Source organism: Bradyrhizobium sp. Ash2021, from assembly GCF_031202265.1.
Classification (GTDB): Bacteria; Pseudomonadota; Alphaproteobacteria; order Rhizobiales; family Xanthobacteraceae; genus Bradyrhizobium.
Genome location: NZ_CP100604.1, coordinates 4,730,880 through 4,751,994, shown reverse-complemented (window position 1 = coordinate 4,751,994; position 21,115 = coordinate 4,730,880). Strand labels below are relative to the sequence as shown.

25 protein-coding genes are annotated in these 21,115 nt (G+C 62.2%); 12 read left to right on the top strand and 13 right to left on the bottom strand.

The window, feature by feature from the left end; translation table 11 throughout:
* Position 1: 1 nt before the first annotated feature.
* Complete coding sequence (locus NL528_RS22645) at positions 2-259, bottom strand: hypothetical protein (RefSeq protein WP_074276687.1); 258 nt, start codon at positions 257-259, stop codon at positions 2-4.
* Between the two features lie 380 nt (positions 260-639).
* On the opposite strand from NL528_RS22645, the gene NL528_RS22640 reads away from it, so the two are divergent.
* From NL528_RS22640 to NL528_RS22620, 5 genes are all read left to right on the top strand, one after another.
* Complete coding sequence (locus NL528_RS22640; RefSeq protein WP_309176673.1) at positions 640-924, top strand: hypothetical protein; 285 nt, start codon at positions 640-642, stop codon at positions 922-924.
* A 94-nt stretch (positions 925-1,018) separates the two neighbouring features.
* Positions 1,019-1,261, top strand: coding sequence for a hypothetical protein (locus NL528_RS22635; protein ID WP_309176672.1), 243 nt, complete (start codon positions 1,019-1,021; stop codon positions 1,259-1,261).
* A gap of 325 nt (positions 1,262-1,586) precedes the next feature.
* Positions 1,587-2,186 (top strand): formyltransferase family protein, encoded by a 600-nt coding sequence (locus NL528_RS22630; protein ID WP_309176671.1) that lies wholly within the window; start codon positions 1,587-1,589, stop codon positions 2,184-2,186.
* A gap of 198 nt (positions 2,187-2,384) precedes the next feature.
* Positions 2,385-2,744, top strand: a complete 360-nt coding sequence (locus tag NL528_RS22625) for a hypothetical protein (protein WP_309176670.1) — start codon at positions 2,385-2,387, stop codon at positions 2,742-2,744.
* Positions 2,689-3,243, top strand: coding sequence for a hypothetical protein (locus NL528_RS22620; protein WP_309176668.1), 555 nt, complete (start codon positions 2,689-2,691; stop codon positions 3,241-3,243). Before NL528_RS22625 ends, NL528_RS22620 begins: the two co-directional genes overlap by 56 nt.
* Before the next feature lie 55 nt (positions 3,244-3,298).
* Here NL528_RS22620 and NL528_RS22615 read toward each other — a convergent pair whose 3' ends face one another.
* Positions 3,299-3,499 carry a hypothetical protein gene (locus NL528_RS22615; protein WP_309176667.1) on the bottom strand — a complete coding sequence of 67 codons (201 nt, stop codon included), beginning with the start codon at positions 3,497-3,499 and terminating at the stop codon, positions 3,299-3,301.
* Between the two features lie 33 nt (positions 3,500-3,532).
* Positions 3,533-3,931, bottom strand: a complete 399-nt coding sequence (locus tag NL528_RS22610) for a RidA family protein (RefSeq protein ID WP_309176666.1) — start codon at positions 3,929-3,931, stop codon at positions 3,533-3,535.
* Between the two features lie 323 nt (positions 3,932-4,254).
* Between NL528_RS22610 and NL528_RS22605 the strand changes: the two genes are divergently transcribed.
* A complete protein-coding gene (locus tag NL528_RS22605) occupies positions 4,255-5,133 on the top strand; it encodes a DMT family transporter (protein WP_309176665.1) in 879 nt (292 codons plus the stop codon).
* 201 nt (positions 5,134-5,334) lie between these two features.
* Complete coding sequence (locus NL528_RS22600; protein WP_309176664.1) at positions 5,335-6,750, top strand: caspase family protein; 1,416 nt, start codon at positions 5,335-5,337, stop codon at positions 6,748-6,750.
* Between the two features lie 161 nt (positions 6,751-6,911).
* Here the strand turns inward: NL528_RS22600 and NL528_RS22595 are convergent, their stop codons facing one another.
* Both NL528_RS22595 and cysK read right to left on the bottom strand, forming a co-directional pair.
* Entirely contained in the window at positions 6,912-7,151 is a 240-nt protein-coding gene (locus NL528_RS22595; protein WP_309176663.1) for a BrnA antitoxin family protein, read from the bottom strand.
* Between the two features lie 2 nt (positions 7,152-7,153).
* Positions 7,154-8,131, bottom strand: coding sequence for a cysteine synthase A (cysK, locus tag NL528_RS22590; RefSeq protein ID WP_309176662.1), 978 nt, complete (start codon positions 8,129-8,131; stop codon positions 7,154-7,156).
* 232 nt (positions 8,132-8,363) lie between these two features.
* Here cysK and NL528_RS22585 point away from each other — a divergent pair, with 232 nt between their 5' ends.
* Positions 8,364-8,579, top strand: a complete 216-nt coding sequence (locus NL528_RS22585) for a hypothetical protein (protein WP_074278626.1) — start codon at positions 8,364-8,366, stop codon at positions 8,577-8,579.
* Position 8,580: 1 nt separating this feature from the next.
* On the opposite strand, the gene tgt is transcribed toward NL528_RS22585, so the two are convergent.
* Positions 8,581-9,726 carry a tRNA guanosine(34) transglycosylase Tgt gene (gene tgt / locus NL528_RS22580; protein ID WP_309176660.1) on the bottom strand — a complete coding sequence of 382 codons (1,146 nt, stop codon included), beginning with the start codon at positions 9,724-9,726 and terminating at the stop codon, positions 8,581-8,583.
* A 245-nt stretch (positions 9,727-9,971) separates the two neighbouring features.
* On the opposite strand from tgt, the gene NL528_RS22575 reads away from it, so the two are divergent.
* The gene (locus tag NL528_RS22575; protein ID WP_309176659.1) at positions 9,972-11,009 is read left to right on the top strand and encodes an aspartate-semialdehyde dehydrogenase; all 1,038 of its coding nucleotides are present in this window, start codon (positions 9,972-9,974) and stop codon (positions 11,007-11,009) included.
* A gap of 111 nt (positions 11,010-11,120) precedes the next feature.
* On the opposite strand, the gene NL528_RS22570 is transcribed toward NL528_RS22575, so the two are convergent.
* Complete coding sequence (locus NL528_RS22570; protein WP_309176658.1) at positions 11,121-12,635, bottom strand: NAD(P)/FAD-dependent oxidoreductase; 1,515 nt, start codon at positions 12,633-12,635, stop codon at positions 11,121-11,123.
* 118 nt (positions 12,636-12,753) lie between these two features.
* The gene (locus NL528_RS22565) at positions 12,754-13,485 is read right to left on the bottom strand and encodes a class I SAM-dependent methyltransferase (RefSeq protein ID WP_309176657.1); all 732 of its coding nucleotides are present in this window, start codon (positions 13,483-13,485) and stop codon (positions 12,754-12,756) included.
* Between the two features lie 166 nt (positions 13,486-13,651).
* Here NL528_RS22565 and NL528_RS22560 point away from each other — a divergent pair, with 166 nt between their 5' ends.
* Entirely contained in the window at positions 13,652-14,962 is a 1,311-nt protein-coding gene (locus NL528_RS22560) for a hypothetical protein (RefSeq protein ID WP_309176656.1), read from the top strand.
* Positions 14,963-15,317: 355 nt separating this feature from the next.
* On the opposite strand, the gene queA is transcribed toward NL528_RS22560, so the two are convergent.
* From queA to coaD, 5 genes are all read right to left on the bottom strand, one after another.
* The gene (queA, locus tag NL528_RS22555) at positions 15,318-16,388 is read right to left on the bottom strand and encodes a tRNA preQ1(34) S-adenosylmethionine ribosyltransferase-isomerase QueA (protein ID WP_309176655.1); all 1,071 of its coding nucleotides are present in this window, start codon (positions 16,386-16,388) and stop codon (positions 15,318-15,320) included.
* 139 nt (positions 16,389-16,527) lie between these two features.
* Complete coding sequence (locus NL528_RS22550; protein ID WP_074276671.1) at positions 16,528-16,992, bottom strand: peptidylprolyl isomerase; 465 nt, start codon at positions 16,990-16,992, stop codon at positions 16,528-16,530.
* Positions 16,968-17,408, bottom strand: a complete 441-nt coding sequence (locus NL528_RS22545) for a hypothetical protein (protein WP_309176654.1) — start codon at positions 17,406-17,408, stop codon at positions 16,968-16,970. Before NL528_RS22545 ends, NL528_RS22550 begins: the two co-directional genes overlap by 25 nt.
* Before the next feature lie 14 nt (positions 17,409-17,422).
* On the bottom strand, positions 17,423-17,986 hold the full coding sequence (locus NL528_RS22540; RefSeq protein WP_309176653.1) for a peptidylprolyl isomerase: 564 nt from the start codon (positions 17,984-17,986) through the stop codon (positions 17,423-17,425).
* Positions 17,987-18,033: 47 nt separating this feature from the next.
* Positions 18,034-18,531, bottom strand: a complete 498-nt coding sequence (coaD, locus tag NL528_RS22535) for a pantetheine-phosphate adenylyltransferase (protein WP_309176652.1) — start codon at positions 18,529-18,531, stop codon at positions 18,034-18,036.
* Between the two features lie 272 nt (positions 18,532-18,803).
* Between coaD and NL528_RS22530 the strand changes: the two genes are divergently transcribed.
* Together NL528_RS22530 and NL528_RS22525 are read left to right on the top strand one after the other, a co-directional pair.
* Positions 18,804-19,064, top strand: coding sequence for a hypothetical protein (locus NL528_RS22530; protein ID WP_309176651.1), 261 nt, complete (start codon positions 18,804-18,806; stop codon positions 19,062-19,064).
* Positions 19,065-19,191: 127 nt separating this feature from the next.
* Positions 19,192-21,099 carry a KUP/HAK/KT family potassium transporter gene (locus NL528_RS22525; RefSeq protein WP_309176650.1) on the top strand — a complete coding sequence of 636 codons (1,908 nt, stop codon included), beginning with the start codon at positions 19,192-19,194 and terminating at the stop codon, positions 21,097-21,099.
* The last annotated feature ends 16 nt before the right edge of the window (positions 21,100-21,115 follow it).

The window sequence follows — 21,115 nt, the reverse complement described above, 5'->3', positions numbered from 1 at the left end:
CTCAGCCTTGGCCGTCCTCAAGGCCGTATTCGCGGTAGATGGTCAGCGGATCCTTGTCCGGAAACAGCCTGCACTTTGCCTGCGCCAGATGCAGCGGCATCGCGCCGGGCTGGCAACCCGCCACCAACAGCTTCTTGATGTCCTCCATATGGGGACGCGGCTGGTGCTTCGGCGGGAGCTGCTCCAGCGCGACCAGTGCCGTCGCCAAAGCCTCGGTGACCACCCATTCGTCGTGGCCTGTAATGCCCTTTTTTGACAATGCCCGGCCCTCCCCACGTTCTAGTCGTCGTGACCAAGCGATCCCCGGTGCACGACGTTGCCGCACGACATTCCATCAGGCTCGGCCAGACCATGGGATGCCCCCGGAATGGCCCGATCAAACTGAGCGAACTTTTTGGCGAAAATTCACCCAGCGGAACATCGGGCATCGCATCTTGAGTCAGACTCTCAGCGGCCCCTAAGCTCTAACACCCCCGGCAGATGCCCGTGAACTTGCTGACTTGCGCTTGGTCACGGCCGCGACCGCGGCCGCGGGACGGCCTCCTGCGTGAGTCCGTCTGAACCGGGATGATTATCTGCTGTGACGCGCCCACGACCGGCGTTGTGGTGGGCCGGGGCGATGCGATTGCGGGTGCGGGAATGATGGGCGCCGGGGTATTGGTACCGAGCGGCGGCAGCCTCGACGCATTGCCGATCCCGCTGGGGTCGCTGAGCACGCTGGGATTGGCCGGCCCGAACGGCACGCCGCTGATGGGTGAATTGCCTGCGCCGGCCGAACCCGCGGGCGGCGTTAGCTGCGCCAGCGTCACGCCTTGCGCCAAGGTTTCGGGGGATGCGATCAAACTGCCAAACAACAAGGTGAGAACGATCGCCGAACTGCTGGACATTGAAACGCTCCAAACCGCAAGCCCAACGATGATATAAGCCGCTTGTTCCCGCCCGCAATCTTCCGGGGATGGGCATCGGATCGAGAATCAGCATTAATCCCGACGCGATCACGCTTTGAGATTCCACCGGAATGACAGAGCCCGACATCGTCGATCAGGAGATACACGCGCTGCAGCAGCGGTTACGGGCGGCCTGGCAGCAATTGGGCGATCCAACCCTCACCGCCTTTACCCGCCGCGAACTGCGCAACCAGATGAAGCAGTGTAGCGCCGACCTGCGATCCTATCTGCAAAAGGCCGCGGAGCGCCGGTCCCAGCCGGTCAACCGTTCCGCCCGCACCTTCAGCAAACCCGAGCTTCGCATTCTCGCCTGAATGGCTGGCGCGGTCGCGGCTGCTGCAGCCAGCCGAAGCGATAGTTGGTGCCCGCCTTGACGGTGTGCACGTCCCGAAGCAATCAAGGGCAGCAACACAGTTTTGCCATTGTCAAAAAGCCTGCGGCCGCCGCATATTTTCATGGCCAACCGGGGCGCCGGCCTGGATCGCCTCAACGTGCCGGCTACGCCTCGCCGGCCGCCGCGTTCAGCCCCGCCCGGTGCGCGCTGTTGATAACCCGCTGCGCGGAGGGCCGGCGGCGTGACAGATGCAGGCGACGTGTTATCGACGGGCACGAAGTTTCGATCATAACGGACAGCACAACATGCGGATTACCCTGGTCGGCTCCCGCCATTTCGGCGTGACGACACTGAACACGCTGCGGCAACACGGCGTCGACATCGTCAGGGTTGTCGTTCACGACGGCGAAGACCGGCTGGCCGCGTCCGCCAAAGCCGCCGGGATCGAGGTTGTCGTCCAGGCCAACCCCAAATTCGTCGCAGCCTCGGAGATCGCTCCCAATACCGACCTGATCGTGACCGCGCACAGTCATGCCCGGGTCACCCGGGAGGCGTTGGCCGCCGCCAAACTCGGCGGCATCGGCTATCACCCCTCGCTGCTGCCCCGCCATCGTGGCATCGCGGCGATCGAATGGACCATCAAGGAAGGCGACCCCATCGCCGGCGGCAGCGTCTACCACCTCGCGGACCGGATGGATGCCGGCGCGATCGCGGCCCAGGAGTGGGTCTTCGTCAAGAAGGGCGAGACCGCCCGCGAATTATGGGAGCGCGCGCTGGCGCCGCTCGGCCAAAAACTGCTCGGCGACGTCATCGACTACGCCAAAATCCACAAAACCCTGCCGGCCAAGCCGCAGGACGAGCAGTTTGCAACCAACGCCCCAAGCCTGGGCGATGGTAAACACTAGGCTTTTCGACGCCAATGCCCGCGAATTTTCGCGAATCTTTCGCCGACGACGAGTTTTCTGTTCCCGGCCCGGAACCAGATTCACCTTGAGGTGTTTGAGTTCACAGGAACTTTCTGTGTTGCTGCGCCGCACCAAAGTTTGAACACATTGTGCCCGGATAAGGCGCCTCATCACACACATTTGTCAGGGATTTGATCCATGCGCCACAATCGCATTAGCGACCTGTTTTTTGCCTCGTTCCTCGCCTCAGCGGCGGCCCTTGCGGCGGCTCCGGCTTCCGCCCAGCAGCCCTATGACGGCCTTTGGCAGGTCACGGTCGTCACCAAGACCGGCAGTTGCGATGCGCAGACCACTTCAACCTTGACCGTCACCGAGGGCAAGGTTTCGGCCTCCGGCGCCCCGGTCTCCGGCAGCGTCGGAAGCGGGGGACTTGTGCGAGTCTCGATCAATGGTGCATATGCGAACGGTCAACTCAGTGGCAACTCCGGATCGGGGAAATGGAATGGGGCATCAGCTGGTGTACCTTGTAGCGGTCGGTGGGAAGCATCCCGCCAGTAAGACGAGCCGAACGTCGGAACTCTTTGCCCATACGCGGCGGCTGATATTGGCAGCCGTCGCGTTTTGCATGATGGCCTTCACCGCCTCAACCAGCCACGCCCAGTCCAACCCGTTCGCGGGCATGGCCGGCAGCTGGTCCGGTGGCGGCACCGTCACGCTGGACGATGGGTCGAGCGAGCGCATCCGTTGCCGCGCGATCTATCGGGTCATCGGGCCCAACATGGAGATGAGCCTCACCTGCGCCAGCGACGCCTATAAGTTCAACCTCGCGGCTAACGTGGTCGCCGAGGGCGGCGCGGTCTCCGGAAACTGGACCGAGAGCAGCCGCAACATCGGCGGCAGCCTGCAGGGCCGCGGCGGCGGCGGCAACTTCCAGGTTGTGGCCAGCGCGGCCGCGTTCAATGCCAGGATTTCGCTGCGAACCGCAGGCAACAAGCAGACGGTCGACATGAGTGCCGACAGCGTGTTCAGATCCGTCCATATGGCGCTTTCGAAATAAGCGCTCCAATTGCGCCCACGGGCAAAGCCCGGGGCGCAATTCGGTCGATCGGTCACTAGCTCGTTTTGGGTTTCGCCAGCTTCGCCGCGGTTTCCTTGATGGTTCTCGCGATTAACAGGGCCTGTTCCTTGTTGAACGCAAAGTCCTGCACGCCTTTGTGCGTGGTCAGCGAAAGCACCATGATGTCGGGTTGGTTCTCGGGCCAACCGGTGGCGAAGGCCGTGACATAATCCGCAGCAGTGGATCGATTGGTCATTGATGAAACTCTCTCTGGCTTTTCCTGTGCCTTCTATACTTTGGGCACGTAAGCGGTGACTTCGATTTCGACCTTGGCCCTGACATCGACAAGTCCGTCGATGTAGAGCAGCGTCGATGGCGGGAAGTTGCGCCCGAGCGTCTCCTTCCAGGCTGCGCCGATGCCGGCGCCGGCCGCTTCGTATTCGCTGCGGCTGGTCAAATACCAGGTCAGGCGGACGATGTGCTCGGGCCCTGCGCCGGCCTCGCCGAGCAGCTTGATGATCCGCGTCAGCGCGGTGCCGACCTGGGCGGCCATGTCAGGCGGATACTCGCCCTTCTCGTCGCCGCCGGTCTGGCCCGCGAGCACGATCCATTTGCCGGGACCGTCGACCTCGACGCCGTGCGAAAAGCCGCGGGGTTTCGACCACTCGGCCGGTTGCAGGATACGCATCAGCAAAGTCCTCCCAATTTTCATTGTCATTCCGGGATGGTCCACTGAACTCGGGTTTACCCGAGTTCAGCAATATTGGTGTCCAAGTCGGCAACAGCCGACTTGGATGGACCAGACCCGGAATCTCGAGATTCCGGGTTCGATGCTTCGCATCGCCCAGAATGACGAGTAAAGTCAGCCGATGCTTAGCATCAATCGAACGGCCAATCCCACCGCGAAATTGAAACGCGCATCACTGCGTCAGCACATTTGCGCGTTGCAAATCAGCCTCAACTCGCCGATACCGGCCTCCCCTCGTTGACCAGCCGGTATTTCCTCCGCCGATGGACCGCACACAATCCAAATCGATGGCCGCGCTGTGGATGGCGGGCTGGCTCGCTCTAATGCTGATCGTGGCGGTCGCGGGCCGCGAGGGCATGCGTGAACTCAACGTGTTTCAGCTGATGGAGATGCGCTCGATCCTCGGCCTCTTGATGCTGTACCCCCTGATCCGGATCAACGGCGGATTTTCCGTGGTGAAGACCGCGCGGGTCCACGTGCATATCGCGCGCAACTTGCTCCATTACGCCTCGCAGCTCGGCTGGTTCTTCGCGCTGACGCTGATCCCGATCGGCCAGGTGGTGGCGATCGAATTCACCATGCCGATCTGGACCGCGATCCTGGCCGCATTCTTTCTCGGTGAACGCATGACGGGCTGGAAGATCGTGGCGATCGCGCTCGGCCTGGTCGGCGTGATCGTGATCGTCCGTCCCGCCACCGGCGAGATCAACCCGGGCCAGTTGATCGCGCTCGCCGCGGCCGTCGGCTTCGGTATCTCGATCGCCGTGGTCAAGTCGCTGACCCGAACCGAACAGACGCTGGCGATCATCTTCTGGATGCTGGTGGTGCAGACGGCGGCGGGATTTTTCCCCGCGCTCTATGTCTGGACCTGGCCGCCGGCCTACATCTGGGGCTGGGTCGTCGTGATCGCGTTTTGCGGCACTTTCTCCCACTACTGCATGGCGCGCGCGATGCTACATGCCGACGCGACGGTGGTGATCCCGATGGATTTCCTGCGGGTCCCGCTGACCGCAACCGTGGGCTGGCTGATCTATTCGGAACGGCTCGACCTGTTCACGGTGCTTGGCGCCGCGCTCATCCTGATGGGCAATCTCTTGAACCTGAAACCGAATAGTCCGGTTCCGGCGCGGGCCGGCGCCTGATTCTTCCTGCGACTGTCGCCGAATATTGTGATGCGGATCACGCGCGCATGCGCGGCCGGCGGTTACCGTCGGAAGCGCCGGGTGCGCGTCTTCAAATTCTGGGCAAGTCCCCCTTTTTGGGGGCGCGAAGTGTGGCTTTTTCGTGTAATATGCGATCAGCGTTGTAGCCAAAGTTTTTTCGATTCTGCCTGGGGATTTCAGATGCGCACCCTCACCCTCATTGCTTCACTGATCTGCATCACGTTCACCGCCAGTGCTGCCAACGCCGAGAAACGCGTCGCCTTCGTCGTCGGCAACGGCGCCTACAAGAACGTCGCCCAGCTTCCGAACCCGCCGGTCGACGCCAAGGCGATGGCCGGCGTGCTGCGCAATGTCGGCTTCGAAGTCGTCGAAGGCACCAACCTCACCCGCGACAAGATGACGGAAAAGCTGCTCGACTTCGGCAAGAAAGCCCAGGGTGCCGATGTGGCCGTGTTTTTCTATGCCGGTCACGGCATCGCCATCAGCGGCACCAACTATTTGTTGCCGGTTGACGCCGACGTCAAATCGGAAATGGACGTCAAGTTAGGGGCCGCCATCAATATCGACCTCACGCTCGACCAGACCATGAGCGACGCCAAGGTCAAGCTGGTGTTCCTCGATGCCTGCCGCGACAATCCGTTCGCCGCCAAGATCAAGTCGAACTCGGCCACCCGCAGCGTTTCGGTGCAGACCGGCCTTGCCGAAATGAAATCCGGCGAAGGTACCCTGATCGCATTCGCGACCGGCCCGGGGCAGACCGCGCTCGACGGTCAGGAAGGCACCAACAGCCCGTTCACGCGCGCCCTGATCGCCAACATCGCAACCCCCGGCGTCGAGATCCAGCAGGCGATGACCAAGGTCCGCGCCCAGGTCAACGAAGAGACCAACAAGGGCCAACTGCCCTGGGGCCACACCAACCTGATCGGTTCTGTCTATCTGAACCCGGTCGCAGCACCTGCGGCCAATACGGCGGCGGCGACGTCCGTCCCGGTTGCCGTAGCCACCGCTCCGAGTTCGGACGTCGAACTCGAGTTCTGGCGCTCGATCAAGGATTCCAACAAGCCGGAAGAGCTCAACGCCTATCTATCCAGTTATCCCAACGGCCAGTTCAGGCCGCTGGCGCTGTCGCGGATCGCAGCCCTCGAGAACGGCCCGAGCACCACGACCCGCAACCTGACCACCGGCATCGATCCCGCGACCTTCAACGCGGAAGCGAACCAGACCACCGAGGACCAGATCGGCCTCGACAAGGGCCAGCGCCGCGACGTGCAGCGCCGGCTGACCGGGCTCGGCTTCGACACCAAGGTGACCGGCAAGTTCGATGAAGCGACCCGCGCCGTGATCACCCGCTGGCAGGCCGCCCGCGGCTATCCCAAGAGCGGTTACCTCAACAAGCTGCAGCATAAGGCCTTGCTGACCGAGATCGTATCGGCCACGACATCCGCCAGTTCCGGCGATGACGACGATCGCCCTGCCCGACGCCATAGCGGCGGTGGAGGCGGAGGCGGTGGCGGCCGTCACTATCGCGGTGGCGGTGGCGGCGGTCCGAACCCCGGCGCCTTTATCGGCGGCGTGGTCGGCGGAATGTTCCGCTAGGCCCGGGCCATATCAAAGGAAAAAGCCCGGCAGCGACCCGGGCTTTTTTCATTCGGGGGCGGATCGCGTGGACTCCGCATGCCCTGCCGTCAGTTTCACGAACTTGTCGCCGCCCGACGTCAGCCTGCACATTTCAACTTCCTTGTCCGCCGGCGACCCGCCTACTTGCCGGCGGCTTTTCGCAGCGCCTCGTTGATGCGGTCCTGCCAGCCCGCACCCCCCTCCTGGAAGTATTGCAGGACGTCCTGGTCGATACGCAGCGAGACCAGTTCCTTGACGCCGGGAATGGCTACCGTCTTCGGCGGCGCCTCCACCACCTTGGTGGTGGTGCGCTTGAACGCCGCTTCGGCCTCGGAGCGCGCATCGTTCAGGGTTCTCGGTCGCCTCGGTTGATCGGCCATTATCAAATTCCTTCAAACAGTGCCGTCGACAGATAGCGCTCGGAGAACGACGGTACGATGGCGAGAATGGTCTTGCCGGCGCTCTCCGGCCGCTTGCCGATCTGCAGCGCCGCCGCGATCGCGGCACCGGAGGAGATGCCGCCGGGAATCCCCTCATTGCGGGCGAGTGCGCGCGAGATTTCGATCGAGGTCGACGAGTTGATCTTGATGATCTCGTCGATCACGGAGCGATCCAGAATGTCCGGAATGAATCCGGCGCCGATGCCCTGAATCTTGTGCGGCGAATGCTGACCGCCCGACAGCACCGGGCTTTCCTCGGGCTCGACGGCGACCACGCGCAGCGAAGGCTTGCGCGGCTTCAGCACCTGTCCGACGCCGGTGATGGTGCCGCCGGTGCCGACGCCGGCAACAAAGAAATCGATATTGCCGCCGGTGTCGTTCCAGATTTCTTCCGCCGTGGTGCGGCGGTGAATTTCGGGATTGGCGAGGTTCTTGAACTGCTGCGGCATCGCCGAGTTGGGCGTGGTGCGGATCAATTCCTCGGCGGTCGCGATCGCGCCCTTCATGCCCTGCGCTGCCGGCGTCAGCACGATCTCGGCGCCCAGGAACGCCAGCATCTTGCGCCGCTCGATCGACATCGATTCCGGCATCACCAGCTTCAACCGGTAGCCGCGCGAGGCCGCGACGAACGCCAGCGCAATTCCGGTATTTCCCGACGTCGGTTCGATCAGCACGGTGTCGGCATTGATCACGCCGGCCTTCTCCATCGCGATCACCATCGCAGCACCGATACGGTCCTTCACGCTCGCGGCCGGGCTGAAATATTCGAGCTTGGCGAGGATGGTGGCGTGCACGCCGTGGGCTTGCGGCAGTCTGCGCAACCGGACGATCGGCGTGTCGCCGACCGCGTCGACGATGGAGTCGAAAACGCGGCCCCGCCCGGGACGCTGCACTGCACTCGTTGCCGTTGGCGCGTTCATCAAAGACTCCCCTGGCGAGAATGTGCGCGGAATTTGCGCTGTTCCTAGGTTAGGTGCAGTGCACGCCTGTGTGCAAGCCAGAAACACCGGAGACAAAATTTCGCTGCATTGCAAAATGTTAGCAGCGTCAAATAACGTCAAACCTACGCATTTGTGTTGCGACAACGTCAAACAAGTGAGTGTATAGTTTGCGTATCAGATGAGTTCAGGTTCAGAGCGCAAGGAGGTCACGATGCCGGCACTTGCTGAAATCCTGTCGACCGCGGCGTCCAGGCCCAACCCGCGCGGATGTGATTTACCGACCTGCCCGGTATGCGCCGACTCCATGGTCGCCGCGGAAGCGTCTGCCTATCTGCACGACGAATTGATCAGCTATCTCTGGACCTGCGACACCTGTGGTTACGGTTTCGTAACCAAACATTCGGTCAAGAGGTTCGCCTGTAACTGACTCACCTCGGAGCAATGTCGCCGCGCGCCCAATCGGCGCGCGTTTGTTTTCGGAAATCCTCAAACGTCCCGCCCGCGATCGCGTCGCGAATGCCCTGCATCAGCTCTTGGTAATAGGCGACGTTGATTTCCGACAGCAGCATGGCGCCGAGCGTCTCGCCTGCCCTGACCAGATGATGCAGATAGGCGCGCGAATAATTCCGCGTTGACGGCCACGGGCTCGCGTCATCGAGGGGCCGGGGATCGTCGATATGGCGGGCGTTGCGCAGGTTGATCTGGCCGAACCTCGTGAACGCCATGCCGTGACGTCCGTTCCGCGTCGGCATCACGCAGTCAAACATGTCGATGCCGCGCGACACCGCCTCCAGAATGTCCTCGGGCGTCCCGACGCCCATCAGATAGCGCGGCCGATCCGCCGGCAGCCGGGGCGCGGTCTCCTCGATCATGGCGAGCATCACCGCCTGCGGCTCGCCAACCGCAAGCCCGCCGATCGCGTAACCGTGAAAGCCGATCTCGACCAGCCCGCGCGCGCTGGCGTGACGCAGTTCGGGCACGTCGCCGCCCTGGACGATGCCGAACAGCATGTAGCCTTCGGGCGCGGTCTCGAACGCGCGCTTGCTGCGCTCCGCCCAGCGCAGCGAGAGTTGCATCGCGCGCTCGATATCGCCGCGCTCGGCCGGCAACCGCACGCATTCATCCATCTGCATGGCGATGTCGGAGCCGAGCAGCCGCTGCACCTCGATCGAACGCTCCGGCGACAGTTCGACCTTGGCGCCGTCGATATGCGAGCGAAACGTCACGGCGTTTTCGGTCACCTTGCGCAACTCCGACAGCGACATCACCTGGAAGCCGCCGGAGTCGGTCAACATGGGGCCGCCCCATCCGGTGAATCGCTGCAGGCCGCCGAGGCCGGCGATCCGCTCGGCCCCCGGCCGCAGCATCAGATGATAGGTATTGCCGAGCACGATGTCGGCGCCGGCCTCGCGCACCTCGCGCCAGTGCATGCCCTTCATGGCGCCGGCGGTGCCGACCGGCATGAAGCCCGGCGTCCGCACCTGGCCATGCGGGGTCGTCAGGCGGCCGGTGCGCGCGGCGCCCTCGGTGGCAAGGAGATCGAAATGATTGGCAGGATGATCGGGAAGGCTCATGCGTCAGCTTATGGCGTGACAATGCTCCCCTGTTCAACCTCGTTGATGCCGATTTTCGGCCCAAAAGCCGTTGACGCCGGTCAAACTTTTCAGCATAAGTCCGCGCCATGATCACGACCACCAAACGTACCGCGAAAACCAAAGCACCCTCCGGGGGCTCGGGAGCCGTGCGCGCGTAGTCTGGACGATCGCATCATCTGAACCGAAGCCCCGCCTGAAAAGGACCGGGGCTTTTTTATTGCCTGATGGAGACCAAAGTGAAGAACGATCCCGTTGTTGCCATCGCCGGCGTGACCGGCGCCGTCGGTGCCGAGTTCATCGCCACCATGGACAGGCGTGCCTTTCCGGTCCGCAAGCTCAAGGCGTTGGCGAGCGCGCGCTCGGCCGGCAAGACCATCGATTTTCGCGGCGAGAAGGTCGTGATCGAAGAACTAACCGAGCGCTCGTTCGACGGCGTCGATATCGCGCTGTTCTCGGCCGGCGGCGGCATTTCCCGAAAGTTCGCGCCGATCGCGGTGAAGGCCGGTGCCGTGGTGATCGACAATTCCTCCGCCTTCCGGATGGATCCGAACGTGCCGCTGGTGATCCCCGAGATCAACGCGGGCCGTATCCGGGAGCACAAGGGCATCATCGCCGTTCCCAACTGCGCCGCGATCACAGCACTGGTGCCGTTGTGGCCGATCCACCGCAACAACCGCATCAAGCGCCTGATCCTGTCGACCTATCAGGCGGCCAGCGGCGCGGGAGCAGCCGCGATGGAGGAACTGGTGGAATCGACCCGCGCCTATCTCAATGGCGAGGCCTTTCAGCCGAAGGTCATGCCGCATCCCTACGCGTTCAACCTGTTCAACCACAACACGGCGATCGATCCCGCGACCGGTTACAACGACGAAGAGACCAAGGTCATCAAGGAGACAAGAAAGATCTTTGAGGACGAGCGGATCGCGGTCGGCGTCACCTGCGTCCGCGTGCCGGTGCTGCGCGCCCATTGTGAGGCGATCACGTTCGAATGCGAACGGCCGATCAGCGAAGACGAGGTCCGCGCCATCCTGGCGAACGCGCCGGGCGTGCGAATTGTCGACGACCGGGCCAAAAACTATTTCCCGATGCCGATCGATGCATCGGGCCAGGACGACGTGCTGGTCGGCCGCATCCGCAAGGATCTCAGCGACCCCTCCGGCCATTCGATCTCGATATTCGTGGCCGCAGACCAGCTATTGAAGGGGGCAGCATTGAACGCGATCCAGATTGCCGAGCTGTTGCCGGAGCGCGTGATGGCGTGAGGCGAGGTGTAGGACCTCCTACCCGCGGTCAAGGGGGGCGGGTAGTCCCTCGATGGCCGAGAGTAGGAGGTCCTACGCTTCACGCGCTAGATCGGCCCCTGAGCACGTGCTTCACGCCGCCCGGGTGTTCACCTTGAGGGGCACCAGGCGCCCGCTCGCGAGCGCGGCATGCGCACTCGATGCGCCAGCTTCGTGATATTCGGCGTCCTCGTTGACTTGCCAAATGTCGAAGAGGCGTTCGTCCGCCAGGATGTTCCGCGCCGTCAGCATTGCGGTCATCATGGCGTGATCCTGATTGTTGTATTTGTGCATTCCGTTGCGGCCGATCAGATGCAGGGTTGGACAGCTTTGCTCAAGGTCGCGCCGAATCGTCGCGATGTGCTCGCGATAGACATCGTCATAGACCGGATAGGCCTTGGGTTGCCGCACCACGCAGCCGTCGACCACGTCGGCGGCCGAGACCAGACCAACCTTGGCGACCTCTTGAGTAGCGAGCGCGATGAGCTCCTGGTCGGACATCGTCCACAGGCCGTCGTCCTCGAAGCAGAAATATTCTAGTCCCAGGCAGCTCATCCCGGCCGGCGCCATTTCGGGCGACCAAGAACCGAAATTCTGCACGCGACCAACTTTCACGCTGGGGTCATGAATATAGATCCAGTTGTCGTCGAACACATCCGACTTGTTGATCATCAACGCGACGGTGAGGAAATCGCGGTAGCGCAACTCGCGCGCATGCAGCAGCGACATCGGTTTCGGTGACAATTTCTGCACCAGCTCGCGTACTGGCGCCGAACTTACGACGTGGCGCGCCGTATAGCTTTCGCGCCGGCCGTCCACGGTCGCAACCTCGATGCGCCAGAGCTTCTGAACTGCGTCATAGGCCAGCTCGGCAAGTTCGCGGCCCATCAAGATTCGGCCGCCACTCTCCGTGATCCTGGCCGCCGCGGCCTCCCACATCATGCCGGGACCCTTGCGGGGGTACTGGAATGTTTCTATCAGGGTCTTGACGACAGCGTCGCCGGTCGCCTCGGCTTTCGGCTTGCGCCGGAACGAACGCGCCAGCGCGTTCACGACCGCGACACGGAGGTCCAGGCCTTTGATCCGCTGCGCCGCCCAGTCGGCGGAAATCTCGTCACACGACATGCCCCACACCTTTTCGGTGTAGGTCTTGAAAAAGATCTGGAACAGCCGCTCGCCGAACCGGTTGCGAACCCAGTCATGGAAGTTGCGCGGTGCCGCTACCGGGAAAGCCTTAGCAAACGCATAGGAAAGCATGCAGGCGGCGCTGGTGAAAATCCCGAGATTGCGCAGCGCCTGGAATGCGCTCAGCGGATAAGAATAGAACTTTCCTGCATAATAGATGCGCGATAGCCGCCGTCGCGTGATGAAATCATTCGGCAGGATCTCATGCCAGAGATCGACGACTTCCTTTGCTTTGGAGAAGAAGCGATGGCCCCCGATATCGAACAAGAAGTTGCCGTGCCGCACGGTGCGGCTGATGCCGCCGACATAATGCGGGTCTTTTTCGATCACGATGACCGACGGCGTTTCCTTTGTCAGGCAATAAGCCGCGGTCAGCCCCGCGGGGCCGGCGCCGATCACGAAAATCTCTGCGTCAACGGTCATGAGCGGCGCGATCCCTCGGTTTTCGCATGGCATTTGCGCAGATCTTTGTTAACGCCCGGCTTATCGCCGCGTGCAAAAAGCATTAATGAGACGTCAACGTATCGCACTGTGTGCGACGTCAGTCGGAGGCGGCCTCCGCCAGAACCGACACCTCTTTGGTGCCATAGGACAGATAGGTCAGGCGCCAACGCCGCTCTTCCGAGATCTCCTGCAACGCCTTGAATCCGCCGGTTCTCCAATCGGGAAAGCCAAAATAGTCGTCAAAGTGCAGGACGAGGCCATGTTCGACGTAGTCGGCACATGATTGCAGCACATCGACTGTTGCAGCGTAAGTGTCGCAATCCACGTGCACCAATAGAGGGATATCGGAGCTGGGGTTTTCCGCTTTCCAGCGCGACGCCGACTCCGCAAACCATCCCTTCACCAGGAAAACGTTAGGCCGGACCTTCGGCAATTTGCCGCCGAGATCGAAAGTTTTCGCAGGAGCCATGCCGCTCCATTGCTCCTGCAAACCTTCGAAACTATCGAAGCCGACGAATTGCAGTTCCGGAAATCTTCGGGCCTGGTAGTTAATCATTCCTGCTTTGTAGACTCCAAATTCCAGGACGCGATTGCGGGAAGGAAATCGTCTCCTGGCTTCCTTGATGGAGAGCGCTAGGCCGTCAAATCGATCCAAGAACGCATACGCGCCCTTCATGTTTTCTTTGGCGTAGTGAAAGGAATCCATCACGGCATCACGGCGCATCAGCATCGGAACTGACTCGGGCAGTGTGCGTTCGACGACGTAACGCGCGAACGAAGCAACCACGTTGGAAATCCACACTTCTGCGCGAGTGCCGATCCGCGTCATATTGGACTTACCCTCAACGTTCTGCCTCACACTGTAGGCGCATTTAGAAGCGCTCCGACCGTTCGGCTCGGCTGTATAATATATTTCTTAATTTTCGCGTTCGAAGGCTGGATCACGGCACTGATTGAATAAGAATTGCTTAATGTGTGATGTGCACACTAGTACGATGACCGTGCCAGATCATTTTTACACGCTATCACACGACCAAAAAGATGCAGTTCGGGCGACGGCCAACTGGCGCCTTAGCGCGTTCGTGCTCTTCCTGTTTATCATCTCCGCGCTCAGCACTATTCACAGGGATATAAATCAGGGCTTCGATGAGGTGGCGCATGTATCTTATGTCGCGTATCTCCAGCACTCCGGCGATATATGGCCCGAGTTTGCGAAGATGCCGATGCTCGACCCGTCAAGCTTCCGCTTCACCAGAGTAGTCAACTATCTCAATCACCCGCCGCCGTATTATTTGCTATTGGCTCGGCTGGGTCCCACCCTCGAAGGCCATCCCGAGGCGATCATCTTCTATCGCCTGCTCAATGTAGCGCTCGACACGATCGGGCTCGCAGCGCTGATGGCGATTGGACTCGCCGCGGGGCTGCCGCGATCCACGTTCTGCGCCTATATCGTTCCGATCGCCTGCATTCCACTGCTGACTCTCCTTGCCGGCTCCGTTAGCAATGACAACCCCGCCTTCGCTGGCGGAGCGATCGCCACGCTGGGCGCCTATCAACTCCTGCTCAGCGGCAGCCGGACTTGGCTTTTGACTGCCCTCGGCGGCGTCGTTGTTGCGTCGTGGGCGAAGTTCACCGCACTGCTGTTGGCCGGGGGACTTGTTGGCGGCGTATTGCTGTGGTTGCTGTGGCGCGGCCGCGTGCCATCCCGGTGGATCGCACCGATCGCGGTCGCGGCGCTGTTGGCCTGCGCCCCCTATTTTGCATTGATTGCGCAGTACGGCAGCCCGACTCCGATGACAGTGGGGGAAATCACCAAGGTCAGAATGGAAGCAGCGCTGTTCGGCTGGGATCACGCTGAGCACCTGGGACCGATTGCCTATATCAGCCATTTCATCACGGAATTTACGATTGAATGGATACCGCCGTGGAAGGCACTCGACGCATCTTATTGCGCATTCCTGATCCCAATCGCGTCCGCGCTGTGCGCCTATGCCGGGACCCTGCTGGCGATCCGGCGGATCGTCTCCGGGAATGCAGCTGCGCTCGATGTTGTGATTGTCGCCGGCGCGCTGGCATTTGCCGGGACGTTGGTGATCCATGTTATCTTCAACTATAGGCTCCATGTGGACTTCGGCTGGCTGAGTTCCGCTTACCCGCGCTACTATTTGCCACTGGCGGCTCTCTTTCCGCTCGCGGGGCTGACGTTGCTCGGTGAAATCAGATCGTCGTCCGTTCGTGCCATCCTGCTTGTGCTGCTGATTGCCGGCCCCTTGCTGGTCCGCCTGCTGCTCGAGCCGCTCGTATAGGAGTTAGCGCGGGACATTCGCAGATCGGAAAGGACCGATACGGTTCATTCCAGAACCTCATATTCGAACGCGACGTGCTCCGGATCGTTTTCCTGAAACCACGTTTCGACCGCGTCCTCGTTTGCAAAGACCTTCAGGTGATCGCGGTCGCCAACCAGCTTGCCGGTATCGACGTAAATTCAGACCGTCATTGCTTATCCCGTTTCAACTTCCGGCGCCCCCAACGGGGGTTCCTTCCGTGATGCATTGAACTCGCGAACGCGACCGCGGTTCACTGCGCGCAAAACACTGATGCGAGCCATCATGACGGGCCAGCCACGCGTCGAATCAATGGCGCCAGAAGGTTACGCTTCAATTACTTGCGAAACAGCAAAGTGGCGTCGCCATAGGAATAGAAGCGATAACCGCCGGCAATCGCGTGGGCGTAGGCGTGTTTCATGGTCTCGAGGCCAGCGAAGGCCGACACCAGCATGAACAGCGTCGAGCGCGGCAGATGGAAGTTGGTCAAGAGAATATCGACCGCGCGGAAGCGGTAGCCCGGGGTGATGAAGATCGAGGTCTCCCCGTCGAACGGCTGGATGGTACCGTCCTCGGCGGTAGCACTTTCCAACAGCCGCAACGACGTGGTTCCGACCGCGACGATGCGGCCGCCTTTAGCGCGCGCCGCGTTCAATGCCGCTGCGGTCTCGGGCGAGATGCAGCCCCATTCGGCGTGCATCTTGTGCTCGGATGTCTCCTCGACCTTGACCGGCAGAAACGTCCCTGCCCCGACATGCAGCGTCAGCCGATGCAGCTCGACGCCGCGGCCGCGCAAAGCCGCTTCCAGCGCCGGCGTGAAGTGCAATCCGGCCGTGGGGGCGGCAACCGCGCCCTCATTGGCCGCGAACATGGTCTGGTAGTCGGCAGCGTCGCGATCGTCGGGCGTGCGTTTGGAGGCGATGTAAGGCGGCAGCGGCGGCGCGCCGAGATCGGCGATGGCCTGGTCGAGCGTCGGCCCGTGAAACGAAAACGACAGCGTGATCTCGCCGTCTTCGCCCTTGGCCTCGACCTCGGCGTCGAGGTGACCGAGCAGGCAGACTTTTCCTTCATTGCCGAAGCGCACCACGTCGCCCGGCGCCAGTTTTTTTGCGGGCTTGACCAGCGCCTGCCAGCGCGAACCGTCGAGGCGTTTTATCAATGTCGCCTCGATCTTGGGTTCGGTTTCCCTACCGATGCGGCGCCCCTTGAGCTGGGCCGAGATCACCTTGGTGTCGTTGACGACCAGCTGGTCGCCAGGCTCCAGCCATTGCGGCAGCTCGGCGACGGTGCGGTCGCGCAACACACCGTCCGGCTGCACCACCAGCATCCGCGCGGAATCGCGCGGGCTCGCCGGCCGCAGCGCGATGCTTTCGGGCGGAAGTTCGAAGTCGAAGAGATCGGTGCGCATGGCGCAATGCGCTCCAGCGTGGCCGTTGGCGTCATTCCGGGGCGCACCGAAGATGCGAACCCGGAATCTCGAGATTCTCAGATGCGCAATTGCGCATCATAGTTCACGCTGACGCGTGCCCCGGAATGACAGCGCGAGGTTAAGCCGCGTCGGCGGCCATGTGCGCCTTGACGATCTTGTCGGGATTCTTCACCGGCTCGCCGCGCTTGATCTTGTCGACGTTCTCCATGCCTTCGGTCACCTTGCCCCAGACCGTGTACTGGCCGTTGAGGAAGGAGGCGTCGTCGAAGCAGATGAAGAACTGGCTGTCGCCGGAATCCGGGCTCGCCGCGCGCGCCATCGAGGTGGTGCCGCGCACATGCGGTTCCTTGTTGAATTCCGCCTTGAGCTTCTTGCCGGAGCCGCCGGTACCGGTGCCGTGCGGGCAGCCGGTCTGCGCCATAAAGCCCTCGATCACGCGATGGAACACGATGCCGTCGTAAAATCCCTCGCGCACCAGTTCCTTGATCCGCGCGACATGGCCCGGTGCAAGATCGGGCCGCATTTCGATGGTGACGGGACCCTGGGTGGTTTCAAGGATCAAAGTATTTTCGGTGACAGCCATGCTCTTTTCTCTTCGGTTCTGGGTGGGGATTTACGGGTTCTGAAAGGGATCGCGAACGGACGGCCGGCAACGGCACCGCCCAGTCCTTCGGTAAATGGCAACGGCGTGCAGCGTTGCAATGTCTCCATCACCGCGATCCGGTACTGCACCCGGTCGTTGTCGCTGGCCTGCTCGGATTCATAGGTGATCCGGGGATGGCCGAGAATGACGCCCTCGCGGTTGAAACTGACGACGACCGTGATGTCAATCGGGTTGGCGCTCGACAGCGGCGGCGGCTTCCAGCAGCGATGCAGCCTGACGACGACGTCCCTGATGGTGTCGAGCCGCTCGGGTTCAGCCCGCACCGGCGCCGACAATGCGAGCAGCAACAGCGGTGCGGCAAACCAGGGAAATGGCTTGCTGCGCGGCGCCGCCATGGTTCAGCCTTGCCTCACTTGATGTCGGATGCGACTTGCACCTTCACCATCTTGTCGGGATCGGTGACCTGACCGCTCGACGATCCCGGCGGCGACTTCTTCAGCTTGTCGACCACATCCATTCCCGAGACGACCTCCCCGATCACAGTGTACTGGCCGTTCAGGCTGGAGCCGTCCGCGAACATGATGAAGAACTGCGAGTTGGCGGAATCGTTGCTGTCGCCGCGGCGGGCCATGCCGACGATGCCGCGCTTGAACGGCACGTTGGAGAATTCGGCCTTCAGGTTCGGATATTTCGAACCGCCGGTGCCGTTGAAATTCTGGCCATCGCCAGTCTGCGCCATGAAGCCGTCCATCACCCGGTGGAACGGCACGTTGTTGTAGTAGCCCTCGCGCGCAAGCTGCTTGAGCCGCTCGGCATGCCCCGGCGCGATGTCGGTTCTGAGCTTGATGACGATGCGGCCTTTGGTGGTGTCGATCACGATCGCATTCGCCTTGTCGAGATTGGCCGGCAACGGCTGGGCGATCGCGGGGGCCGCGCAAACCAGCGCAGCGAGAATGGCGAAAATTCGGATCATGAAAACTCCGGGGTCGAGAGGTCGGATATCGGGGCGCGGAACGCCCGCTAGCTGGCGAATTTGGTCTTGAGCTGAGCAGCGACCGATGACGGCACGAAGGCGGATACGTTGCCGCCCATCTGCGCGATTTGGCGCACCAGTGTGGCGGTGATCGGGCGGACGGCGACCGAGGCCGGAACAAACACGGTGTGCACCTCGGGCGCCATGGTTTCGTTCATGCCCGCGATCTGCATTTCGTAGTCGAGGTCGGTGCCGTCGCGCAGACCCCGAATCATGATGGTCGCGGCCGCCTTCTGGGCGGCTGTGACCGTGAGATTGTCATATGTGGTGCAGTCGAAGCCACAGCCGGCCGCCTTCGCGATCGGACCGAATACTGCTCGGACCATGTCCAGGCGCTCTTCCGTCGAAAACAGCGGCTTTTTGCCGGGATGGACCCCGATGGCGACGATCAGCCGGTCACACAGCAAGACGGCGTGTTTGACGACATCCAGATGGCCGTTGGTGACGGGGTCAAAGGAGCCGGGATAAAGCGCGATACGGGGCATAGCCCCCTCTAACCCGCCCCGGGCGGCCCGGCAAGCCAGCCTGGTTCCCCAGCCGGCAGGGTTTTTATTTGGCGTCAGTCAATGAACCAGTCCCGGGGTCCCGGCGTCTCCTTAGCGAACCGACAATGTTTCGTCCGCCAATGGACGACGAAACAAAACTCAGGCGGGACGAAACCATTTTCGGGCTTGGCGAAGACGGCCGGAAACCTGTGCTGGTTAGTAAGTTCACAACGAAACGACGGGCCGCGAAGGCCCAATGACAGGGGACCGTCATGATCAAGGCACTTTCTGCCATCGCTGTTGCTGCGCTCGTCGCTACCGCACTCACCATTCTCCCCGGCTTCGCCCCGCAGGTGGAAGCCAGCGTACCCCAGGCCCTCGCCAAGGCTGACCGTCTGGACGTCCGCGCGGTCGGCAGGGACTGCTCGCAGCAGGCCTGGCCGAATTTCGAGGCTTCCTGCCTTCGCGTTGCCGGCACCAAGGCGGCGCCGATCCATGAAGCGCGCCTGGTTACCGCTGACCGCACCCCATAAGGACCGTCCACCCCACAGTCACAAAACACCCCATGGTAATTTGCGGCGTGTCGTCGCAGACTGACGCTTGATCGCGCGCTTCGGATGATCCGGCGGGCGCGATGCAACGTCCTTGGGGGTCTTGCCAGTGACCAGTACGCCCGCCATCGCCGCCGGCCATCCAAGCCCACTCCCCCTCGCAGCAACGCTCGGCGCCCTCGGCGTCGTCTATGGCGACATAGGCACCAGCCCTCTCTATGCGCTGAAGGAAGCCGCCAAGGCCGCCGCCCATGGCGGAACGGTTACCCAGGAGGACATCCTCGGCGTGGTGTCCCTGATCCTGTGGGCGCTGATCCTGATCATTTCACTGAAATACGCCCTCCTGATCCTGCGCGCCGACAACCGCGGCGAAGGCGGCATCGTCGCGCTGCTCGCACTGCTCCACGCGCGCAATGCCCGGCCGGGGACGTGGCGCGCGCAGCTTCTGGTCGTCGGCCTTGTCGGCGCCGCGCTGCTTTACGGCGACGGCGCAATCACGCCGGCGATTTCGGTGCTGAGCGCGATCGAAGGTCTGAAGGTGGACGAGCCGTCGCTGGCGCCGGCCGTGGTGCCGATCACGATCGTCATTCTGATCGGTCTGTTCATCATGCAGAAGCAAGGCACCGGTTTCATCGGCCGGATCTTCGGCCCCGTGATGCTCGCATGGTTCATCGTTCTTGCGGCGCTCGGCATCCATGGCATCGTGAAGGCGCCGGCGGTGCTGGAAGCGCTGAGCCCGCTCTATGCGTTCGAATTCCTGATCCATCAGGATTTCCACATCAGCTTCGCCATCCTCGGCGCCGCGTTCCTCGCCGTAACCGGCGGCGAAGCGATGTATGCCGACATGGGGCATTTCGGCCGCTTCCCGATCCGGCTCGCCTGGTTCGCGGTCTGCCTGCCCGCGCTGCTGCTGAATTACTTCGGCCAGGCCGGCCTGCTCGTCTCCGATCCGACCGCGATCGATAATCCGTTCTTCCAGCTTGCACCCGAATGGCTGCACTACCCGCTGGTCGCGTTCTCGGCGCTCGCCACCGTGATCGCTTCGCAGGCGATCATTTCCGGCGTGTTCTCGCTGACCCAGCAATCGATCCAGCTCGGCTTCCTGCCGCGGATGCTGATCCGGCACACCACGGGGGATGCGATCGGCCAGATCTATGTGCCGCTGGTGAACTGGCTCCTGGCCGCCGCGACCTTGGGCGCCGTGCTGAGCTTCGGCAGCTCGGACGCGCTCGCCGGCGCCTATGGCATCGCGGTGTCGCTATTGATGGCGATTACTACGTTGCTCGCGGCTTTGGTTGCGATCCAGTGGGGCTATTCGCCGTTCATCGTGATCGCGGTCAACGGCTTTTTCTTCGTCATCGACGTGATCTTCTTTGCCGCCAACTCGGTCAAATTGTTCGAGGGCGGCTGGTTTCCGCTGCTGCTCGCAGCCTTCGTCGCGTTCCTGATGCTGACCTGGCGCAGCGGCGTCAGACTGGTCGAGCGGGCCCGCGGCGCCCTGCGTCAGCCGGAAGAGGATTTGATCGAGACCGCCATCAACAAGTGTCATGCGAGACTGTCGGGGACCGCCGTGTTCCTGGCGTCGTCGCCCAAGGGCGTGCCGCTGGCGCTGACGCAATTCGTCAAGCACAACCACGTGCTGCACCAGCGCGTGGTGCTGGTCACGGTGCTGATCGAGGAATCCCCGCGCATCTCCGATGAGGAGCGCGCCGAGGTGATCGAGGTGATCCCGGGCATTACGCGGGTCATCCTGCATTACGGCTTCATGCAGTACCCGACCATCTATGATGGGCTGATCCTGGCCTGCAAACAAGGCAAGCTGCCCGGCATCGATCTCACCGACATCACCTATTACATCGGCCGCGAAACCATCATCCCGCGCGAGGATGTTCCGGGCATGTGGGTATGGCGGGAGTCGGTGTTCGCGTTCCTGCAGCGCAACGCCGAACGCTCGGCGGCGTTCTTCGGCGTGCCGACCAAGCAGGTGGTGGAGTTCGGGACCGAGATCGAGATTTAGCGGTTTCCGCGTCATT